We start from the raw sequence: 15,097 nt of genomic DNA, 5'->3' as shown, positions 1-15,097 counted from the left end.
CTCTTTCTATCTCAGAAACATCCAGTGGCTGAACAGCCGTTAGAATTACCCAGATTTTCTTAAATAGTATAATTAATTTTACAGTATTCTGAAAATATAGTCAATTTGCATTACATGCCTTTTTGCTCATCAGTAATAATTTGAAAAACCGCGCTCCATCATAATTTTGATAGGCGCGGTTTGGGGCATTTTTTATATTCTTTTTTGAATGGATTTCTCTACAATATGTATTGAGCTATCAGTTTGTCCAGTTTTCGGATATCCACTTTTTTGTTTAAATTCAGTTTGAATTTTCCTGCTTTCGTCCAAAACTCGAGCTCGGCATTCAAATCAAAAGTTCCACCATTCTCTGAAGAGTACATAATAATGGATTTAAACGGAATCGTGTACACTTCCGTTTTCTTTCCCGTTATCCCTTGTTTATCCGAAATAATCAGCCGTTTGTTGGTAATGACTGCTATATCGCGAATCGTTTTATAGGCAATTTGAGCTTTCTCACCTGCAATCAATAAATCTTGAATATCTTCTGGAATATCCACTTCTTGTGTAAAAGTCCATGCTAAAGTTGACGACAAATCTGCCATTTTAATCCATCCCTCCTTATATAATATGCTATTAATCATTTTCGGACCTAGAAAATTTTATTCTTTGTCCTCAGCTGCCGGAATGTTTACACCTGCTACCTGCCCCAGCAATTCTACACCTTTAACAATCTCTTCTTCATTGGCATAGCTGAATGACAGACGGAGGTATTCGAGCCCATCCTGCTGATTCAAGAAAAAATATTTGCCGGGTACAAACGAAACACCTGCGGCCAATGCTTCGGGAAGCAACTTCGACGTATCGACGCCTGGTATTTTGACCCAAACAAAATACCCGCCTTTTGGCACGAACCACGAAACCGCAGGCGGCAGAAATTCTTCCAACGCCGACAGCATAGTTGCACATTTAGATTCGTAAGCATTTGTCAGGAATTTCAAGTGCTCATCAAAATCTGTCGTTTCAAGAAACGACGCCATTGTTGCCTGGTCAAAAGGATGGCTCAGATCTTTCTTGAACCAATTTAATGGATCGATTATGCGGCTGTCCGCCACTACCCAGCCGATTCGCATGCCGGGAGCCACCACTTTAGATAATGAACCCACATACATCACACGGTTATTGGTGTCCAATGCCTTCAGCAGGCTCGGGCTGTCATAAAACCCCAGTTCCCCGTAAGCATCGTCTTCCAAAATGAGAAAATCGTATTGTTCTGCAAGGGCCAGCACATGCTTGCGGCGTTCAGGCGACAAGGTGGTGCCCGTCGGATTCTGATAAGTTGGAATGGTATACAACAGGCGAGGAAGCGGCTGCCCTTTTTCTTTGCGATCGGCCAGCATGTCCGCCAACAGCTCGGTCTGCAATCCATTTTCATCGATCGGGATGGCCAAATAATGCTCAGTATAGTTTTGGAAAATCTCCAGCGCTTCCATATAGGTTGGTGATTCAACAGCGACGACAGCTTCGTCATCCAATATGACGCGTGCAATCAAATCGATGGCCTGGCAGGCGCCGGAAGTCACAATCAGTTCGCTATCGGATGCTGCTACACCCCGCTGCGCCATCCGTTGACGCAAAAACTCTTTTAGCTGGGGAACCCGGGGACTGCCGAGATAATGAAGCGGCAAGTCCCGTTCTTCGTCCAGCAAACGGGCTACCGCTAATTTGATTTTTTCAGATGGAACTAAGGCAGGCGCCGGGTAGCCTGAACTGAGGCGCAGGCAGCCGGGAGGCAAAGTGGAAAGCCATTGGCCCGGGGGATCATTTTTAAACGCCATTTCAATGTCTTTCGAAAAATGGAAGTCTGTTTTCACGTAAGTCGTTCCCCTTTCTTCTAGCTGATGGAATAATGTGAAATCTCTTAGTCTTTATTCTACAGGGTGCAGACCGCAATGTGTAGGGCGGCGGCGAAATACATCCTTGATAAACTGTAACTTTTCCCTCCCTCCAACGGTCTTATGCTAAAGTGATCCACTTATTCCTTACTATACGAGGAGGCATATCCATGAAAAATAAATTTTGGCTTGGCATATTTTTGATTGTCCTGGCGAGCCTGATTCTCGCCGCTTGCGGAACTGAACAGGAAGATTCTGCCGAAGAGCCTGCGGCGACAGAACCAGGCACTGGCGATGAATCAACCGGCGGCACCATGGAAGGTGAAATGAAACCTGATATTGAACAAGTCAACGAAGATACGTACCGCTATAACTTAACGAATGAGACAGGAGAAGCGATGACCTTCGACTTCACCAGCAGCCAGCGCTACGATTTTTCCCTCGCAAATGAAAGCGGAGAAGAGGTTTTTCTCTTTTCATCCGTTAGTACGTATATGCAGGCATTGGGTGAAGAAGCTGTGGATCAAGGAGATAAACTGAGTTATGAATTTGAAATTCCCGCGCTCGAACTCGAACCTGGCACTTATGAGCTGACCGCTTGGCTGACACCAAGACAAGGCGAGACGTACGAAGTGACAACAGAGCATGTTGTGGAATAAAAGGAAGCCAGTACACAGAAAAAGCATTCCGCCAAACCCTATTCGGGCAGCAGGAATGTTTTTTTCACTTCCATTCTTTATTGAAAACTACCTGACTTTTACTCCTGGAAAATAAGATTGGGAAGCATAATCTTCTTCTTTTTCCTCACCGGTCTCTTTTACTTTTTTCTCAAGCTGCTCATGCAGGTCCTTGCGGATAGCGTCTTTCCGTTCTTTTTCCTGGCTGAAATATTGGATGAGAGTTTCGTGTCTGATGTCGACCAACTCGTTGTATCTGTCGACTGCTTCCTCGTCTTTAAGCTTCCCAAGCTCGTTCAGCCTATACTGCAAACGATGCATTTCTTTGTTTTCAGCCAAGGATTTGCCGTAGATTTCGTTGTTGTATTTCAGCAAATCCCCTGCAATATCCTTGCTTTGTGTGAGGATTTCTATATAGCGAGCCATTCCCAATAAAGGCGGCTGTACTCTTGTTTCAAGTACTCATTTAAATCACTTTCCGAGTAGACGGACTTGTACTGTCCATTGCCAGCTTCGCTACACCTTCCTGCTGCGTTTGGCCCTCATTATCGACGTCAAAGCCGATAATGTTGACCTCTGCCTGGATGTCCGAAGCATTCAATGAAACAGCCGCTTCCATTCCCGTCAGCTCGTAAAAAACGGCAAAGAAAAGGATTGCTTTTCTTTGCCGCTTTTATATTTTGTAGTTATGAGACAGCCCCATCGCTTTTAATCCGTTTCGCAAATATCTTTAAGATTATTCATGGTCTGTTCCAAAGAATTGTCCATGAGCTTTTTGACGACCAGCTTGTTGGCGACTTTTCCAAGAACACTGCCGGGCAATTCATATTCCATGTCGAGATTGACTTCTGTTCCAGTTCCTTCGGCATTGTAGGTCCAAGACTGAGTTGAACTGACAGCGCCTTTGATATGACCGCTCCAGAAACAGCTATTGCCTTCACGCGAATTTTTGGTGACCTCCAATGTGATGGGGAGGTGCACACCCAGCATGGTGTATTTCATGTTCATGGTTGTTCCTACTTCGCCATTTCCCTCCAAATTCTCAGGTTCAGAAAGGCCTACATAAAACTGATACCAATTTACAGGATTTGAGGCGTAGCCAAAAACCTCCTTAACCGGCCGATCAATCACCATTGTTTTTCGGATGGTCCACATGCTATTCTCCTCCTTGGTTTTGCAGACAATTGCTGTTTGCTCCTGTCCGCGCTATGTAGAGAGTGCATCCAACTCCGATTTCAATTATGTAAGTTCAGAGTATTCTCCTTTGGGATTATTGTAAAAGAAAAGAACTCGACAGCGCCGCAATTCTATTCTGCAATTAAAAACTCTCCACCACATCCATCAGCTGTTGAGAGCCATTGATGCGTGGAGAGTTTTTTATTGCTGGCGTTTCTTCACTGGAATCCATATTTCGCTGTATACATTCTGCAAATCCGACAAATCGCCGTTAAAGGAAATTTCGGGCCCAGCGATCAATTCATAGTTTGACGACGGCAGCCAGTCAGAGAAAATCTTCCCCCATGTGTCCTGCAGCTTTTGTGGAAAAGGTCCCTCGATGCTGAAAATCGCCCAACTCGCTGCCGGCACCTCCACAACATCGAAGCCTTCGAAGCTGTCTTCCAATGTCGTGATCGACCCCACCATGTGATCCAGCTGCCCTTTTTCCTCATAGCGTCCATCATCAAAATTAAACGATGCATTAACAGCACTATCAACGCCAGTATTGCGCCATTTTTGAAGCTGTTCACGCTGATCGGCTGTGATGGACTGCACCATCTTTATGATTTCCTCATTCTGTCCTTCGAAAACGATAGGCACCCGTCTTTTGATTCCTACCAGTTTAAATGCTTCTTTTTTAGCAATGCGGTATTCCATCTCTATTCCTCCTTGAATCGTCAATTGGAAAGTCAGGCGCGGAAATGATTTAAAGTGATCACTGTGCTTCACTTCCGATGGATTGATGCCCGACCATTCGCGAAACGCACGGCTAAAGCCATCAGCCGAGTCGTAGCCGTATTTGATGGCCACATCAAGAACTCGCCCCTGATCCTGCTGCAGGTCCATCGCAGCCAAAGATAAGCGCCGGCTGCGGATATAGCTGCTCAACCCCATGCCTGACAGATACGAAAACATTTTACGAAAATGAAATTCTGAAACTCCGGCAATCACTGAAACTTTGCCAAAATCAATTTCTTCATCCAAATGTTCTTCGATATAGCGCAATGCTTCGTTCATATCCTTCAGCATATCCATGCATGCCCTCCTTTCTTATCCTATTCTAAGGGGAACAAATCGGGTGCATCCGATTTTCTGTGTACGGAAACAATCGGTTGCCCTTATTCCTGCAGCATCTTTCGCGCCATCTCCATGTATTCTTCACTGTCCGATTTAATGGCAAACTCTGCAATGTCGATCGGCGTAGTCGTGGCAAGTTCCATAATATGTTCTTTCATATTTGGCCAGACCTTGCCGCCTGCTTGTCCGTATGCCAAAATCAACCGGTCCAGCTCAGCTTCACCATAAGCCACAAGGTGTCCCAGAAAATCAGTGGAGACATCCGCCACACGTGCTTCGGTCCAATCAATAAAACCGGTAACCCGCTCTTGTTTGTCAATCAGCATATGCCCGGCATGCAAATCACCATGGATAAAACCGCTTTGCTCAGGCCAATACGAATCCTCATCTATCCATTTTTTCCAGCGGCTCCACAGCTGGTCGGCGACATCCATCTCTTCCTTCACTTTATCCATGCGCTGCTGCATCTGATTTTTAACCTCACTAATCGACTGAACGGGAAGTCCCCCTTCCCGAACTTTATCGAAAGAGATCGAATGCAGCGAAACCATCGCTTCTGCCAGGGATGAAACAAAGCGGTCCGAAAGATTCTTCGGGTCAAGCACCCATTCAAACTGCTGCACTTCAGGATTGTAAGTTCCGACTGGAACACCGCGCAAAGCTCTGTAAGCAATCAACTCATCATTCACCAGTTCCCAGTTCGGTGCCTGCACCTTTAAGTTCGGCACAACCACATCAAGAATCCTTTTTTCCTTGAGGACTTGATTTTGCACGTCCTCTCTTCTGGGAATACGCAATATCCAGGAAACACCCTTTTCATCTTCAAACTGCACCACTGAAAAATCCAATCCGGATTGATTCAGCACCCAATCGCGCCCTTCGATCATGAAGTTGTGCTTTGCCGCCAGTTTTATAATTTCATTTCTCTCCATAAAAATTCCACCTTTCAAAAACTGCTCTATTGCTGCCCTTATTCCTACCTTCCCTTTACCATTCGCCAAAAAACGCAGCCAGCAGCCGAGGAGTTGACAGATCGGAACAGATGCTCTATTGTTAACTACGCGATGAGCTCGTTTGCGTAAGACGGACAAGCACTCCTTTTAGGAACACGTTGTGGAGCGTGGCTTGGAACGCCGCAAACTATCGAAACCATCTTGCCCTCGGGCAAGATGGTTTTTTTCTGTTTTTTAGCCTCAAAAAAGTCTAGAAGCCATACTAAAACAGCCCGCTTTAAGACGGATTTACAGGATCGCGTCTTAAAGCCATTTTTATTCCTATTAATTAGAATAAAGTCGTTTTACTTTCTAATATATTCACCTTGCAGGGAGTTTGTTTGCGGTATTTCTGGGTTTGTTTGCAGAATCCCGGGGTTTGTTTGCGGAATCCTCGGGTTTGTTTGCGGAATCCTCGGGTTTGTTTGCAGAACCTCGGGGTTTGTTTGCGGAATCCTCGGGTTTATTTGCACAATAGTAAATTTCCGGATATCCACGGAAAATCTCCGCCAAAAAGACCCTGCCTTCAAGCAAAACGCTTGAGGGCAGGGTCTCCTTTTTACAATTCATAAACTCGCGCTTCAAACGGCAGCAATTGCTTTGGATCCTGCTGACCATAGTTGTTTAACAGGCAACGCGCCCCTTCTGGCTCGTCCCAGTAACAGGAATACTCCGTCAAATTGGTGATGACCAGTACCGTTTTTTCTTCATTCATGCGGGTATAGGCATAAATCGATTCGTGGCCGACATCCTGCAGCTCATAATTTCCGTAGACGAGGACATCCTGCTGCTTGCGCAGCCAAATCATTTTCCGGTAAAACCAGAGAACTGAATTTGGATCACGCAGCTGCGCTGCAACATTGATTTTCTCGTAATTCGGATTGACGCGTAGCCAGGGCTCACCGTTTGAAAATCCGGCATTTGAACTTTCGTCCCATTGCATTGGCGTGCGTGAATGATCGCGGCTCTGCGCCTTGATAATCGTCATCACGTCGTCGTGCTCCATGCCTGCCGAACGGTTGAAATGGTAAAGACTGTGGGTCTGGATATCGTTGTAATGATCAAGCTCCTCAAACGGCGCATTGGTCATGCCGATTTCCTGCCCCTGGTAAATGAACGGCGTCCCTTGCATGAAGAAATACATGGTGGCGATGGCCGTTGCGCTTTCACGCCAGTACTCCTTATCATTCCCCCAAGAAGAGACAATGCGCGGCTTGTCGTGATTTTCGACAAACAATGCGTTCCAGCCATGGCCTTCCACAGCTTTTTGCCATTTGGTCAGCACTTCTTTCAGCTTCGGCACATCGATGCCGGTTGTTGCATCAGTATCCCACAAGCCCATGCTTTCAAACTGGAACACCATATTGAATTTCCCATCATCCTCTGAAATCCATTCATCAATATTGTCTGCCTGCACACCGTTTGCCTCGCCTACCGTCATGATGTCGTGCTTCGCAAATGTCTCATCACGCAGTTCTGCAAGCATCGGCTGTATGCCTTTGACATTCATCATTTTTTCCCACGCCGGCACATACAGATTCTGTTCCGGATCCTCGATGTCGCTCAACTCTTTTTTGATGTGGCTGATGGCATCTACACGGAAGCCGTCGATTCCTTTGTCCAGCCACCAATTGACCATGTCATACAAAGCTTGCCGCACTTCCGGGTTTTCCCAGTTTAAATCCGGCTGCTTTTTAGAAAATAAATGCAAATAATATTGTTTCGTTTCCTGATCGTACTCCCAGGCGGTACCGCCAAAAATACTTTCCCAATTGGTCGGTTCATCGCTCCAGATATACCAATCGCGCTTGTCGTTGTCGCGCGACGCACGTGATTCCATAAACCATGGATGCTCGTCGCTCGTATGGTTGATCACCAAGTCGATGATCAGCTTCATATCCCGTGCATGAACTTCCTCAAGCAGGCGATCAAAATCCGCCATCGTGCCGAACTCTTCCATAATCGCCTGATAGTCGCTAATATCGTAGCCGTTGTCATCATTGGGGGATTTATACATGGGACAAATCCAAATCACATCAATGCCAAGGTCTTTCAAATAGTCCAACTTACTGGTCACACCGTTGATGTCGCCTACGCCATCACCATTCGAATCCATAAAACTTCTCGGATACACCTGATATGCAACTGCTTCTTTCCACCATTTTTTATTCATAACTGATCCCTCACAAAGACCTTGGCCATTCTCCCCATCCATCAATCGGCTGTAACCTCTGATTTCGTTTGAAGATGCCCGATCGTCTATTTCGTCTCTATCTATTCCATCGTCCAGCAACATTTTCTTAGAAAATTAATTTCAAGTTGATAGTGTAGCAGAGTTCGCAAAAAATTACCAAGTTATCAGACCCATTTTATTAGTGGATTTTAGCTGGCGCAGCCACCCTCTCTTTTTTGAATATCTTACATTATAACCGCTGCAGCAATAAAAAAACCTTATTTGTAAAGTTTTCTAACATTAATTTAATGGTACCGTTTTCATCTTCGTATATTTTTATTTGCCTGCTACTTTCTTCCTTATATTGGCCGATTTATTCTATATGAGTGATATTTAAATAATATTTTTTCCTTATTCCTCGGACAAACTTTCTCACCTTCAACTCAAAAAAGCAGGTTCCTGACGCTCAGGAATCTGCTTTGAATTAGGAAAATACTATTTTTTGGAATATAGCAGTCTGTTATTAAGAATATGTTCAACCGTCGACCATTTCCTTAAGCCTGTCAAAGAAAAGTCCATTCCCTTTTCATACTTTTCGATATGCTCTTCTCTCGGCATATTCCCGGCATGGACTGCACACTTGAATTTTTTCATCGCGATCATTCCAATAGATGGCTAAAGGAACAATTTTTCTCCTGCATAAAGAGCATGGCTTCTTAAAAAAACTGAACAACTGACCTCTTCCTTTCTATCATTTCGTTCACATTTATAGACCATACTCATAAGATATACTGCCATCCTCCAGTTGCTCAAAAGTCATTCCTTCGTTTGCCAAAAGCTTCAGAAGCACCTCATCTCTTCTTTCCAGCAACTTATTTTGCTGCTCGATGATGTAAGCAAGTTCCCGGTTCGTCGCTTCTGAATTTCCCAGTTTCAGCACATTGGCCATCTGATAAGCAAGATTAAATTGTTCATCGGTATACGCGTGCATGGCGATAAACCGCTCATCCGTTGTCTCCATCTTCTGTTGCAGCTCCAAAAGCTGCAGCCGGACTTCCTCAATTTGATCTGAACTTAATAGGTTGTCATTATGAAGTGAAACCAGCATGCTGATCGAGCCAGCCAATTCCATTTCCACCTGGCTATTTTTCTCAATATACTGATGTACTTCCAGCTCTTCTTTTGATAACAAACCAGCCTCTCCATTTGGCGCAAAGTAAGTGGAAAAGGCAAAGACATTCCACAACAGCAGGATCATTCCAAACGCTCCGCCAACTTGCAAAATCTGCTTTTTGCGCTTTCTCGGCTTTTCATTCGTAAAGCGCTTGTCATGGTAACTGTAAATATCATGATGCTGCTCTTTTTTGTTTTCCGCACTCTCTACCTTTTTCCGAAATTCACGTTGTTGATAGTTCAGCATCCTACACTCTCCATTTATTCATTATAAAAGTATTATAACAAATTAAGGGAACTATATGAACATATTTTCACGATCATAAATACCTATAAAAAGCACGCCATTTTATCATTGTTCCTTGCAACACTGCTTTTCATCTTTTGGGTAAGCTGCACGCAAAATGCACACAATCTTTTTCTTTTTCACCCGTTAACTTTCCGAAATTCGGGAATAGTAGTATATCTGGAAAGGATGAGAATATATGAAAAGAAAAAGCAAATTAGCGTCAGCGTTACTCGCCATTTTCCTTGGCGACTTTGGCGCACACAAATTTTATTTGGGGCGTCCAGGCATGGGAATTTTTTACTTGCTGTTCTTTTGGACAGGGATTCCTGCAGTTATCGGAATCATTGAAGGAATCATGTATCTGCTTCAATCTGAAGAAACTTTTCAGGAAAAACACGGCAGACGCTAAAACAGCCTTCTGCTTCCACACAGTTAAGGAGAGAATCTATGTTGCATCTTGAACCGATTCCTGACCATCTGCAGGAAGACTTGAAAATTTTATTCGTTGGCTTCAATCCGAGCATCCGCTCTTCTGAAACCGGTTTTCATTATGCCAACCCGAACAACCGGTTCTGGAAGATCCTTTACGAAGCTGGACTGACGCCGCGAAAATTTCGGCCTGACGAAAACAGCGAGCTGCTCACTCTCGGCTACGGGCTGACGAATATCGTTGCACGGCCGACCAAAGAAGCCGCGGAGATTTCCAATGCGGAATACAGGGAAGGCGCCGAGCTGCTGGAGCAGAAAATCCGGAAATTCCGGCCAAAAGCCGTCTGTTTTGTCGGAAAAGGTGTTTACCAGCAGTTCAGCAAAAGGAAGGCGGTTTCCTGGGGCCTGCAACAACAGCCGGTCATTCCGGGCATTGTTGAGTATGTCGCTCCATCCTCAAGCGGCTTGGTCCGCATAAAGATGGATGATATTGTCGAGATTTACAGTGGTTTAAACAATTACAAATAAAAAATGTCGCCCTCTCACTAAAAGAGGGCGACATTTTTTAAGCTTGCGGCAGCAACGCCGCTATTTTTCGGACGGTATTGACGTTTCGGACCGTAATGCGCCGGTAAAGAGCCGAACCGGTGACTTTCATCATGCCGCTTTTGGTGACTTGGTCCTTATCCACTGACCAAAGGACAGCTCCTGGAACATAGCTGACGCGGTCGATTTGGGGCTTGATGACCAACCTTTCGAGCACGGTTGCCTCGTCCACATCCTGCCATAAAAACAAGACATCGCTTTTCATTTGCGAGTCATTTGACCAGTTTTTCGGAATAGCTGCGTTGATTTTTTGAAACTCCTCCGAGCTGTAAAGGAGCACTTTGATTTGAAGTTCGAACTGGCTGTAAATTGCCTGTTCCAAAATCGGCGTTAGTTGTTCTTTAGTGTGAATATCGGCAGCAAAAACAATATTTCCTGAATTGATATAGGTGACGACCGACGTCATCCCAACTCTTTCGAACGCCTGCTTGAGCTCCTTCATGCCCACCTTGTTTTTGCCGCCTACGTTGATTCCGCGCAGCAATGCCACATAAATCATCAGAACCCTCTCCTCAATTAACAGGATTTGCTTCCACTGCCGTCAAAGCCAGCATCTTTCATAATTTTTGCAAATGCAGATTTCTGAACCGACTCTTCAAGTTCGTTGACCAAACTTTCGACTTTCTTCGAAAATACTGCATACTCACCTTTTGCCAGCACGAGTTGAAGCAGGCACATCACAGAGAACACTGTTGCTCCGCTGAGGCTCCCTTTTTTCATTGCCAGCATCGACTCGACACTGCCCAGTTCCACTGGGTGAGAGAGATGAAATCGGTACAGCACTTCCTCGTGCGCGGATTTATTGCGGTATGGAAATACGATGCGCAGGATGGCATCCAGGTCGCTGGCCGCCAAGCGGATTGGCGCGTGTTCTTCACTGTATTCTTCCGCAAAATCATGGGCAATGCGCTCCCTCAGATCTTCGTCAATAACGGCATAGAAATGAGTAATCTGGCCAAGCGACAAGAAATTGACCAGTACCCAAAGCGGCACGTTCTTGTGCTTGTCATAAAATTCCCGGATAGCCGGGTACCTCACTTTGTCTCTTTTCTTATGGCTTTTGATCAGATTGCCAAGCGTCGAAATGATGCGGTCACGCTCATGATGGTGGCGGCTGTCCGGACTATAGTTGCCAGCTTCCAAAAAGCTTCCCGTTTCCCTGAACTTTTCGGAAAAGCGGTATGCCACTTTCGACTTGATGTTTTTTTCGAACTTCAGCAATTCACTCAGCAAAAGCAGCCGCAGCTTCCGGTCAAAACTGTGCAGCGCATACAGATGGCTGAACTCGGTGCCTGCCTGATACTGCTCAAGGCCATATGGATTGATCCGTTCATTTTGCTCCAGAAAAGGCTTCTTGTAACCATCAATCAATGCATAATAATTCTCGCGCGACAAAATCCGTTTTGCAGCCGCTTTGTCCGTGACCTTTAAGCCCCGCTTTTCGAGTATCTCCAGCTGTTCGTCGTGGGAGGCAAAATCTTTCACATATCTCATCCTTTGCATATTCATCTCCTTTTACTGTAAGCGAAACTCCTTTATTTAGGAACCACTTGCTCGCTAAAATAACGAATATATTCTATATATGATGAACTAAAGAATCTAGCTTTTACCCAACGCTTCGGACGCTTTGGGCATAGCTCCCGCAAGAAGCCAGGCAAAGAGCGCCCGTCTTCTTGCTTCGCCTAGCCCCTGGGCGCGCCGGCGCTAAGAGAGAGAGTGAATTCGAAGTGAGCCTCTGTTATCTCACTGTACTAATAAAGGATATGGAGCAAATCAGCGGAGACTCCTAAGGGAACAGCGCAGCGATGCAACGACATACAAGAAATCCACTCGGGCTAAAAGCCCGAGTTAGTCCGGCGCAAGCCCTTGGCAGCTGGCCCGAAAGCGGAGCTGATTGGTGGAATATCAACAGGTGAAGATCATTAGTTCAACTTATATAGTTGGTGATTTCTCTGTCTGTTTCCGCAATCCCGCTTCTATAAGTAGGTTTTTTACAAAAGGCAAAAATGCTTTCCCTTTTAATGTTCTGCAATAAGGGGTATGGGTGAATAAAAAAGTTTGCTTGGGAAGTTTAGAATGATTCGAGCCTGATGGTCCGTGGAATGGTGAGAAATAAGGAGAAGGAGTGAGGGCATTGAAAAAGTTATCGTTATTGGCCGTATTGGTATTGATGCTTGGTTTGGCACTTCCTGTCGAAGGGGCTTCCGGTTTACCGGAGTCTCATGAATTTTATGAAGAAATCACCTATTTGAAGGATCGTGATGTGTTGAAAGGTTACCCCGATGGCACGATGCGGCCGGATACAGGCGTAACGCGTGCAGAAGCGGCAATTATGATCAGCCGACTGAAAAAATTTGACACTACACCCCGTAATACAGGGTTTCCGGACGTCCCTGCTTCCCATAAAGCGAGCGGCTCCATTGCTGCAGCAGCGGAAGCAGAGTTGATCGAAGGCTATCCAGACGGCACCTATCGTCCTGAAAATACGATTACGCGAGCCGAAATGGCATTTATTTTATCGCGGCTGTTCATCGTTCCGTTCCGGGCGGATGTGAGTTTCACGGATATAACACCGAGCATGAAGGTCTACGAGCCGGTTCAGAAAATACTGGCTGCGAACATAACCATCGGATTTCCCGACAAGACCTTCCGCCCGAATTCAACTGTGACTCGCGGCCAATTTTCTGCATTTTTGGCACGCGGCCTTGAACCTGAGTTTAAAAATGATGCGACCATTGCGCAGTCCTATTTGAGAGATAAGACAAGAAGCTATGTCTATGATACGGAATTCGGCATCGAGCGCCATGTCTATAATTACGTGCCTATACGCAATGGATTGGAAATGGGCTTTATTTGGAGCATCTACAGAGAAGACGGATCGTTATTAACGGATTCAACCGAATTCGAAACCCATGAACGTTACACATTCGGTCTGCCCTATTCAGAATCGTATAGCGATTTAGAGTATCCGCCGGAAGTAGGACAAACTTGGTACACCGATACGCTGTATGCGGCTGCGCGTGAAATCACCGGAACCGGCATGACTGTAGAGACACAATATCAGGTTTTTACGGAGGCTGTGGAAGTAACGGTAGCGGCTGATCCAGAATTTTTAGAAGAGGGGCACATCTATTATATGGTTGAAGGATTTGGTGAAGTGAAATCGGTGAAAATGGATGGCACTGTAACGAAAGAGTTGACTGCTGTTGAATGACAGCTAAATTTGATAAAAGCTGGCTGCCTTTTGGGAGCTAGCTTTTTTTTTCCCGAAATCCTCTACAACATCATGACGATAAAGCGCTGTCTAAAAAGACACACAATAGACACTTACATCGAAATTCCGTACTTGTTATAGTAACAAACAGACCGCTAAACGTATGAAATTTAACGTAAAAAAGTCGAGAATAGGTACTTTGAAAGGGAGAAGAATGTGCATCAAGAAAAAAGATTGCCACGCAATGGAAAAGAGGGTCTTCTCTACGGCAGCCTCATTTCTACCATGACCGTAATATTTATGAGTTCGTTCAGTGCAATTTACTTTGCCGGAGAATTTAATGCCGAAGTTGCCTGGAGCATTGTCAAAATGATTCCGATCATGTGGATCATCGTCATGGTCATCGAACCGGTTATTTTTGGCCGGATTGCGGAAGCTTTGACCGCCAAGTTTACTCAGGCTACAGACAGCTTCAATTCTAAAATTCTGTTCCGTATCCTGTTCACCGTACTCGGCATGTCAGCTGCAATGACCTTGATCGGCGATATCGTTGGCAACGGCTTTCACTCAGAACTCTTTAGCAACTGGCTTGCAAACTGGCCACGCAACTTCGCAATTGTCTTGATTGCCGAAAGCCTGGTCATCCAGCCGATTGCCCGTTTTGTTATGGTGAAGCTGCATGAAGCTCAAGATAGAAAAGCAGGGTTGGCACCAGAAGATGTACAAGTATTAAAAACAGAAGTTATTTAAGTCAGCAAAAGCTCGGAGACAATTAATTGTCTCCGAGCTTTTCTACGTCATGAAGGTTCTTTAGTTGAAATCCACTGTATCGTTAATTTCTTTACGGTCTTTTTCAGTGTCTTTATTGGTCAGCTTTTTAACAAAAGTCTTGACTGACTTTAAGGTATTGCCTGAATCCCAATATTCAGCTGAATCCGCATCGACTTTTATCAGCACGACGTTCGGGTCGTCATAAGATGTGTCCAGCATTTTGTCAAAAATCGGATTCCAGTATTCTTTTTTCTTCGCTGCATCTTCAATAAATTCAGCTGTTCCGCTGATGGATACATAGGAACTGCCTGCGTATGCCAAATTGACGTTCGGATTGCTGATGATTTCCTCGTACTTCTCCGTATCTTTCATTGTCAGGAACCATAGCTCCCCATCAAATTCCACTTCCTGTGTCTGCATTGGACGTGAAATGATTTTATTGTCGGATGAAATCGTCGTGAACATGGCCACTTTGATATCCTTGATCAGCTTATTAACCGTTTGAATAGATTCCAGATTGCTTGTTGTATTGTTTACCATAATTAATTTTTCCTCCTATAGTATGTTGGATAGAGTAAGTTGACTACACTGTTTAGAATTCCCT

At 44.9% G+C, this 15,097-nt stretch carries 17 protein-coding genes; 5 read left to right on the top strand and 12 right to left on the bottom strand.

The window, feature by feature from the left end; genetic code table 11:
- Positions 1 to 218: 218 nt before the first annotated feature.
- Positions 219 to 584 carry a PH domain-containing protein gene (locus QOZ98_RS07285; protein ID WP_308786820.1) on the bottom strand — a complete coding sequence of 122 codons (366 nt, stop codon included), beginning with the start codon at positions 582 to 584 and terminating at the stop codon, positions 219 to 221.
- Positions 585 to 641: 57 nt separating this feature from the next.
- Positions 642 to 1,853, bottom strand: coding sequence for an aminotransferase-like domain-containing protein (locus QOZ98_RS07280; RefSeq protein WP_308786819.1), 1,212 nt, complete (start codon positions 1,851 to 1,853; stop codon positions 642 to 644).
- A 191-nt stretch (positions 1,854 to 2,044) separates the two neighbouring features.
- Here QOZ98_RS07280 and QOZ98_RS07275 point away from each other — a divergent pair, with 191 nt between their 5' ends.
- On the top strand, positions 2,045 to 2,533 hold the full coding sequence (locus QOZ98_RS07275; RefSeq protein ID WP_308786818.1) for a BsuPI-related putative proteinase inhibitor: 489 nt from the start codon (positions 2,045 to 2,047) through the stop codon (positions 2,531 to 2,533).
- Positions 2,534 to 2,620: 87 nt separating this feature from the next.
- On the opposite strand, the gene QOZ98_RS07270 is transcribed toward QOZ98_RS07275, so the two are convergent.
- The 7 genes from QOZ98_RS07270 to QOZ98_RS07240 form a co-directional block, all read right to left on the bottom strand.
- A complete protein-coding gene (locus tag QOZ98_RS07270) occupies positions 2,621 to 2,977 on the bottom strand; it encodes a hypothetical protein (protein ID WP_308786817.1) in 357 nt (118 codons plus the stop codon).
- A gap of 40 nt (positions 2,978 to 3,017) precedes the next feature.
- Complete coding sequence (locus tag QOZ98_RS07265; RefSeq protein WP_308786816.1) at positions 3,018 to 3,170, bottom strand: hypothetical protein; 153 nt, start codon at positions 3,168 to 3,170, stop codon at positions 3,018 to 3,020.
- A gap of 89 nt (positions 3,171 to 3,259) precedes the next feature.
- Positions 3,260 to 3,706 carry an SRPBCC family protein gene (locus QOZ98_RS07260; RefSeq protein ID WP_308786815.1) on the bottom strand — a complete coding sequence of 149 codons (447 nt, stop codon included), beginning with the start codon at positions 3,704 to 3,706 and terminating at the stop codon, positions 3,260 to 3,262.
- A 222-nt stretch (positions 3,707 to 3,928) separates the two neighbouring features.
- On the bottom strand, positions 3,929 to 4,804 hold the full coding sequence (locus QOZ98_RS07255) for an AraC family transcriptional regulator (protein ID WP_308786814.1): 876 nt from the start codon (positions 4,802 to 4,804) through the stop codon (positions 3,929 to 3,931).
- 83 nt (positions 4,805 to 4,887) lie between these two features.
- Entirely contained in the window at positions 4,888 to 5,778 is an 891-nt protein-coding gene (locus QOZ98_RS07250) for a macrolide 2'-phosphotransferase (RefSeq protein WP_308786813.1), read from the bottom strand.
- A gap of 619 nt (positions 5,779 to 6,397) precedes the next feature.
- Positions 6,398 to 8,011: a glycoside hydrolase family 13 protein gene (locus QOZ98_RS07245; protein WP_308786812.1), complete on the bottom strand. Its 1,614-nt coding sequence runs from the start codon at positions 8,009 to 8,011 to the stop codon at positions 6,398 to 6,400.
- A 766-nt stretch (positions 8,012 to 8,777) separates the two neighbouring features.
- Positions 8,778 to 9,431, bottom strand: coding sequence for a hypothetical protein (locus QOZ98_RS07240; RefSeq protein ID WP_308786811.1), 654 nt, complete (start codon positions 9,429 to 9,431; stop codon positions 8,778 to 8,780).
- Between the two features lie 238 nt (positions 9,432 to 9,669).
- On the opposite strand from QOZ98_RS07240, the gene QOZ98_RS07235 reads away from it, so the two are divergent.
- Together QOZ98_RS07235 and mug are read left to right on the top strand one after the other, a co-directional pair.
- Positions 9,670 to 9,882 (top strand): TM2 domain-containing protein, encoded by a 213-nt coding sequence (locus QOZ98_RS07235; RefSeq protein ID WP_308786810.1) that lies wholly within the window; start codon positions 9,670 to 9,672, stop codon positions 9,880 to 9,882.
- 38 nt (positions 9,883 to 9,920) lie between these two features.
- Positions 9,921 to 10,430 (top strand): G/U mismatch-specific DNA glycosylase, encoded by a 510-nt coding sequence (gene mug / locus QOZ98_RS07230; RefSeq protein ID WP_308786809.1) that lies wholly within the window; start codon positions 9,921 to 9,923, stop codon positions 10,428 to 10,430.
- Between the two features lie 37 nt (positions 10,431 to 10,467).
- Here mug and QOZ98_RS07225 read toward each other — a convergent pair whose 3' ends face one another.
- On the bottom strand, positions 10,468 to 11,007 hold the full coding sequence (locus QOZ98_RS07225; RefSeq protein WP_308786808.1) for a DUF1697 domain-containing protein: 540 nt from the start codon (positions 11,005 to 11,007) through the stop codon (positions 10,468 to 10,470).
- 17 nt (positions 11,008 to 11,024) lie between these two features.
- Positions 11,025 to 12,002, bottom strand: a complete 978-nt coding sequence (locus QOZ98_RS07220) for an Abi family protein (RefSeq protein WP_308786807.1) — start codon at positions 12,000 to 12,002, stop codon at positions 11,025 to 11,027.
- 640 nt (positions 12,003 to 12,642) lie between these two features.
- Here QOZ98_RS07220 and QOZ98_RS07215 point away from each other — a divergent pair.
- A complete protein-coding gene (locus tag QOZ98_RS07215; protein WP_308786806.1) occupies positions 12,643 to 13,722 on the top strand; it encodes an S-layer homology domain-containing protein in 1,080 nt (359 codons plus the stop codon).
- A 216-nt stretch (positions 13,723 to 13,938) separates the two neighbouring features.
- Positions 13,939 to 14,472, top strand: a complete 534-nt coding sequence (locus QOZ98_RS07210) for a DUF2798 domain-containing protein (RefSeq protein WP_308786805.1) — start codon at positions 13,939 to 13,941, stop codon at positions 14,470 to 14,472.
- A 60-nt stretch (positions 14,473 to 14,532) separates the two neighbouring features.
- On the opposite strand, the gene QOZ98_RS07205 is transcribed toward QOZ98_RS07210, so the two are convergent.
- Complete coding sequence (locus QOZ98_RS07205) at positions 14,533 to 15,033, bottom strand: pyridoxamine 5'-phosphate oxidase family protein (protein ID WP_308786804.1); 501 nt, start codon at positions 15,031 to 15,033, stop codon at positions 14,533 to 14,535.
- Positions 15,034 to 15,097 lie beyond the last annotated feature (64 nt).

The sequence above is a fragment of the Planomicrobium stackebrandtii genome (assembly GCF_030814955.1).
Classification (GTDB): domain Bacteria; phylum Bacillota; class Bacilli; order Bacillales_A; family Planococcaceae; genus Planococcus; species Planococcus stackebrandtii.
This window is presented reverse-complemented; position numbering and strand designations above follow the sequence as displayed.

Excerpts from the sequence above, each read along its gene's own strand:
- QOZ98_RS07285 (WP_308786820.1), bottom strand. The coding sequence starts at position 584 with ATGGCAGATTTGTCGTCAACTTTAGCATGGACTTTTACACAAGAAGTG.
- QOZ98_RS07275 (WP_308786818.1), top strand. The coding sequence starts at position 2,045 with ATGAAAAATAAATTTTGGCTTGGCATATTTTTGATTGTCCTGGCGAGC.
- QOZ98_RS07270 (WP_308786817.1), bottom strand. The coding sequence starts at position 2,977 with ATGGCTCGCTATATAGAAATCCTCACACAAAGCAAGGATATTGCAGGG.
- QOZ98_RS07265 (WP_308786816.1), bottom strand. The coding sequence starts at position 3,170 with ATGGAAGCGGCTGTTTCATTGAATGCTTCGGACATCCAGGCAGAGGTC.
- QOZ98_RS07260 (WP_308786815.1), bottom strand. The coding sequence starts at position 3,706 with ATGTGGACCATCCGAAAAACAATGGTGATTGATCGGCCGGTTAAGGAG.
- QOZ98_RS07255 (WP_308786814.1), bottom strand. The coding sequence starts at position 4,804 with ATGGATATGCTGAAGGATATGAACGAAGCATTGCGCTATATCGAAGAA.
- QOZ98_RS07250 (WP_308786813.1), bottom strand. The coding sequence starts at position 5,778 with ATGGAGAGAAATGAAATTATAAAACTGGCGGCAAAGCACAACTTCATG.
- QOZ98_RS07245 (WP_308786812.1), bottom strand. The coding sequence starts at position 8,011 with ATGAATAAAAAATGGTGGAAAGAAGCAGTTGCATATCAGGTGTATCCG.
- QOZ98_RS07240 (WP_308786811.1), bottom strand. The coding sequence starts at position 9,431 with ATGCTGAACTATCAACAACGTGAATTTCGGAAAAAGGTAGAGAGTGCG.
- QOZ98_RS07235 (WP_308786810.1), top strand. The coding sequence starts at position 9,670 with ATGAAAAGAAAAAGCAAATTAGCGTCAGCGTTACTCGCCATTTTCCTT.
- mug (WP_308786809.1), top strand. The coding sequence starts at position 9,921 with ATGTTGCATCTTGAACCGATTCCTGACCATCTGCAGGAAGACTTGAAA.
- QOZ98_RS07225 (WP_308786808.1), bottom strand. The coding sequence starts at position 11,007 with ATGATTTATGTGGCATTGCTGCGCGGAATCAACGTAGGCGGCAAAAAC.
- QOZ98_RS07220 (WP_308786807.1), bottom strand. The coding sequence starts at position 12,002 with ATGAGATATGTGAAAGATTTTGCCTCCCACGACGAACAGCTGGAGATA.
- QOZ98_RS07205 (WP_308786804.1), bottom strand. The coding sequence starts at position 15,033 with ATGGTAAACAATACAACAAGCAATCTGGAATCTATTCAAACGGTTAAT.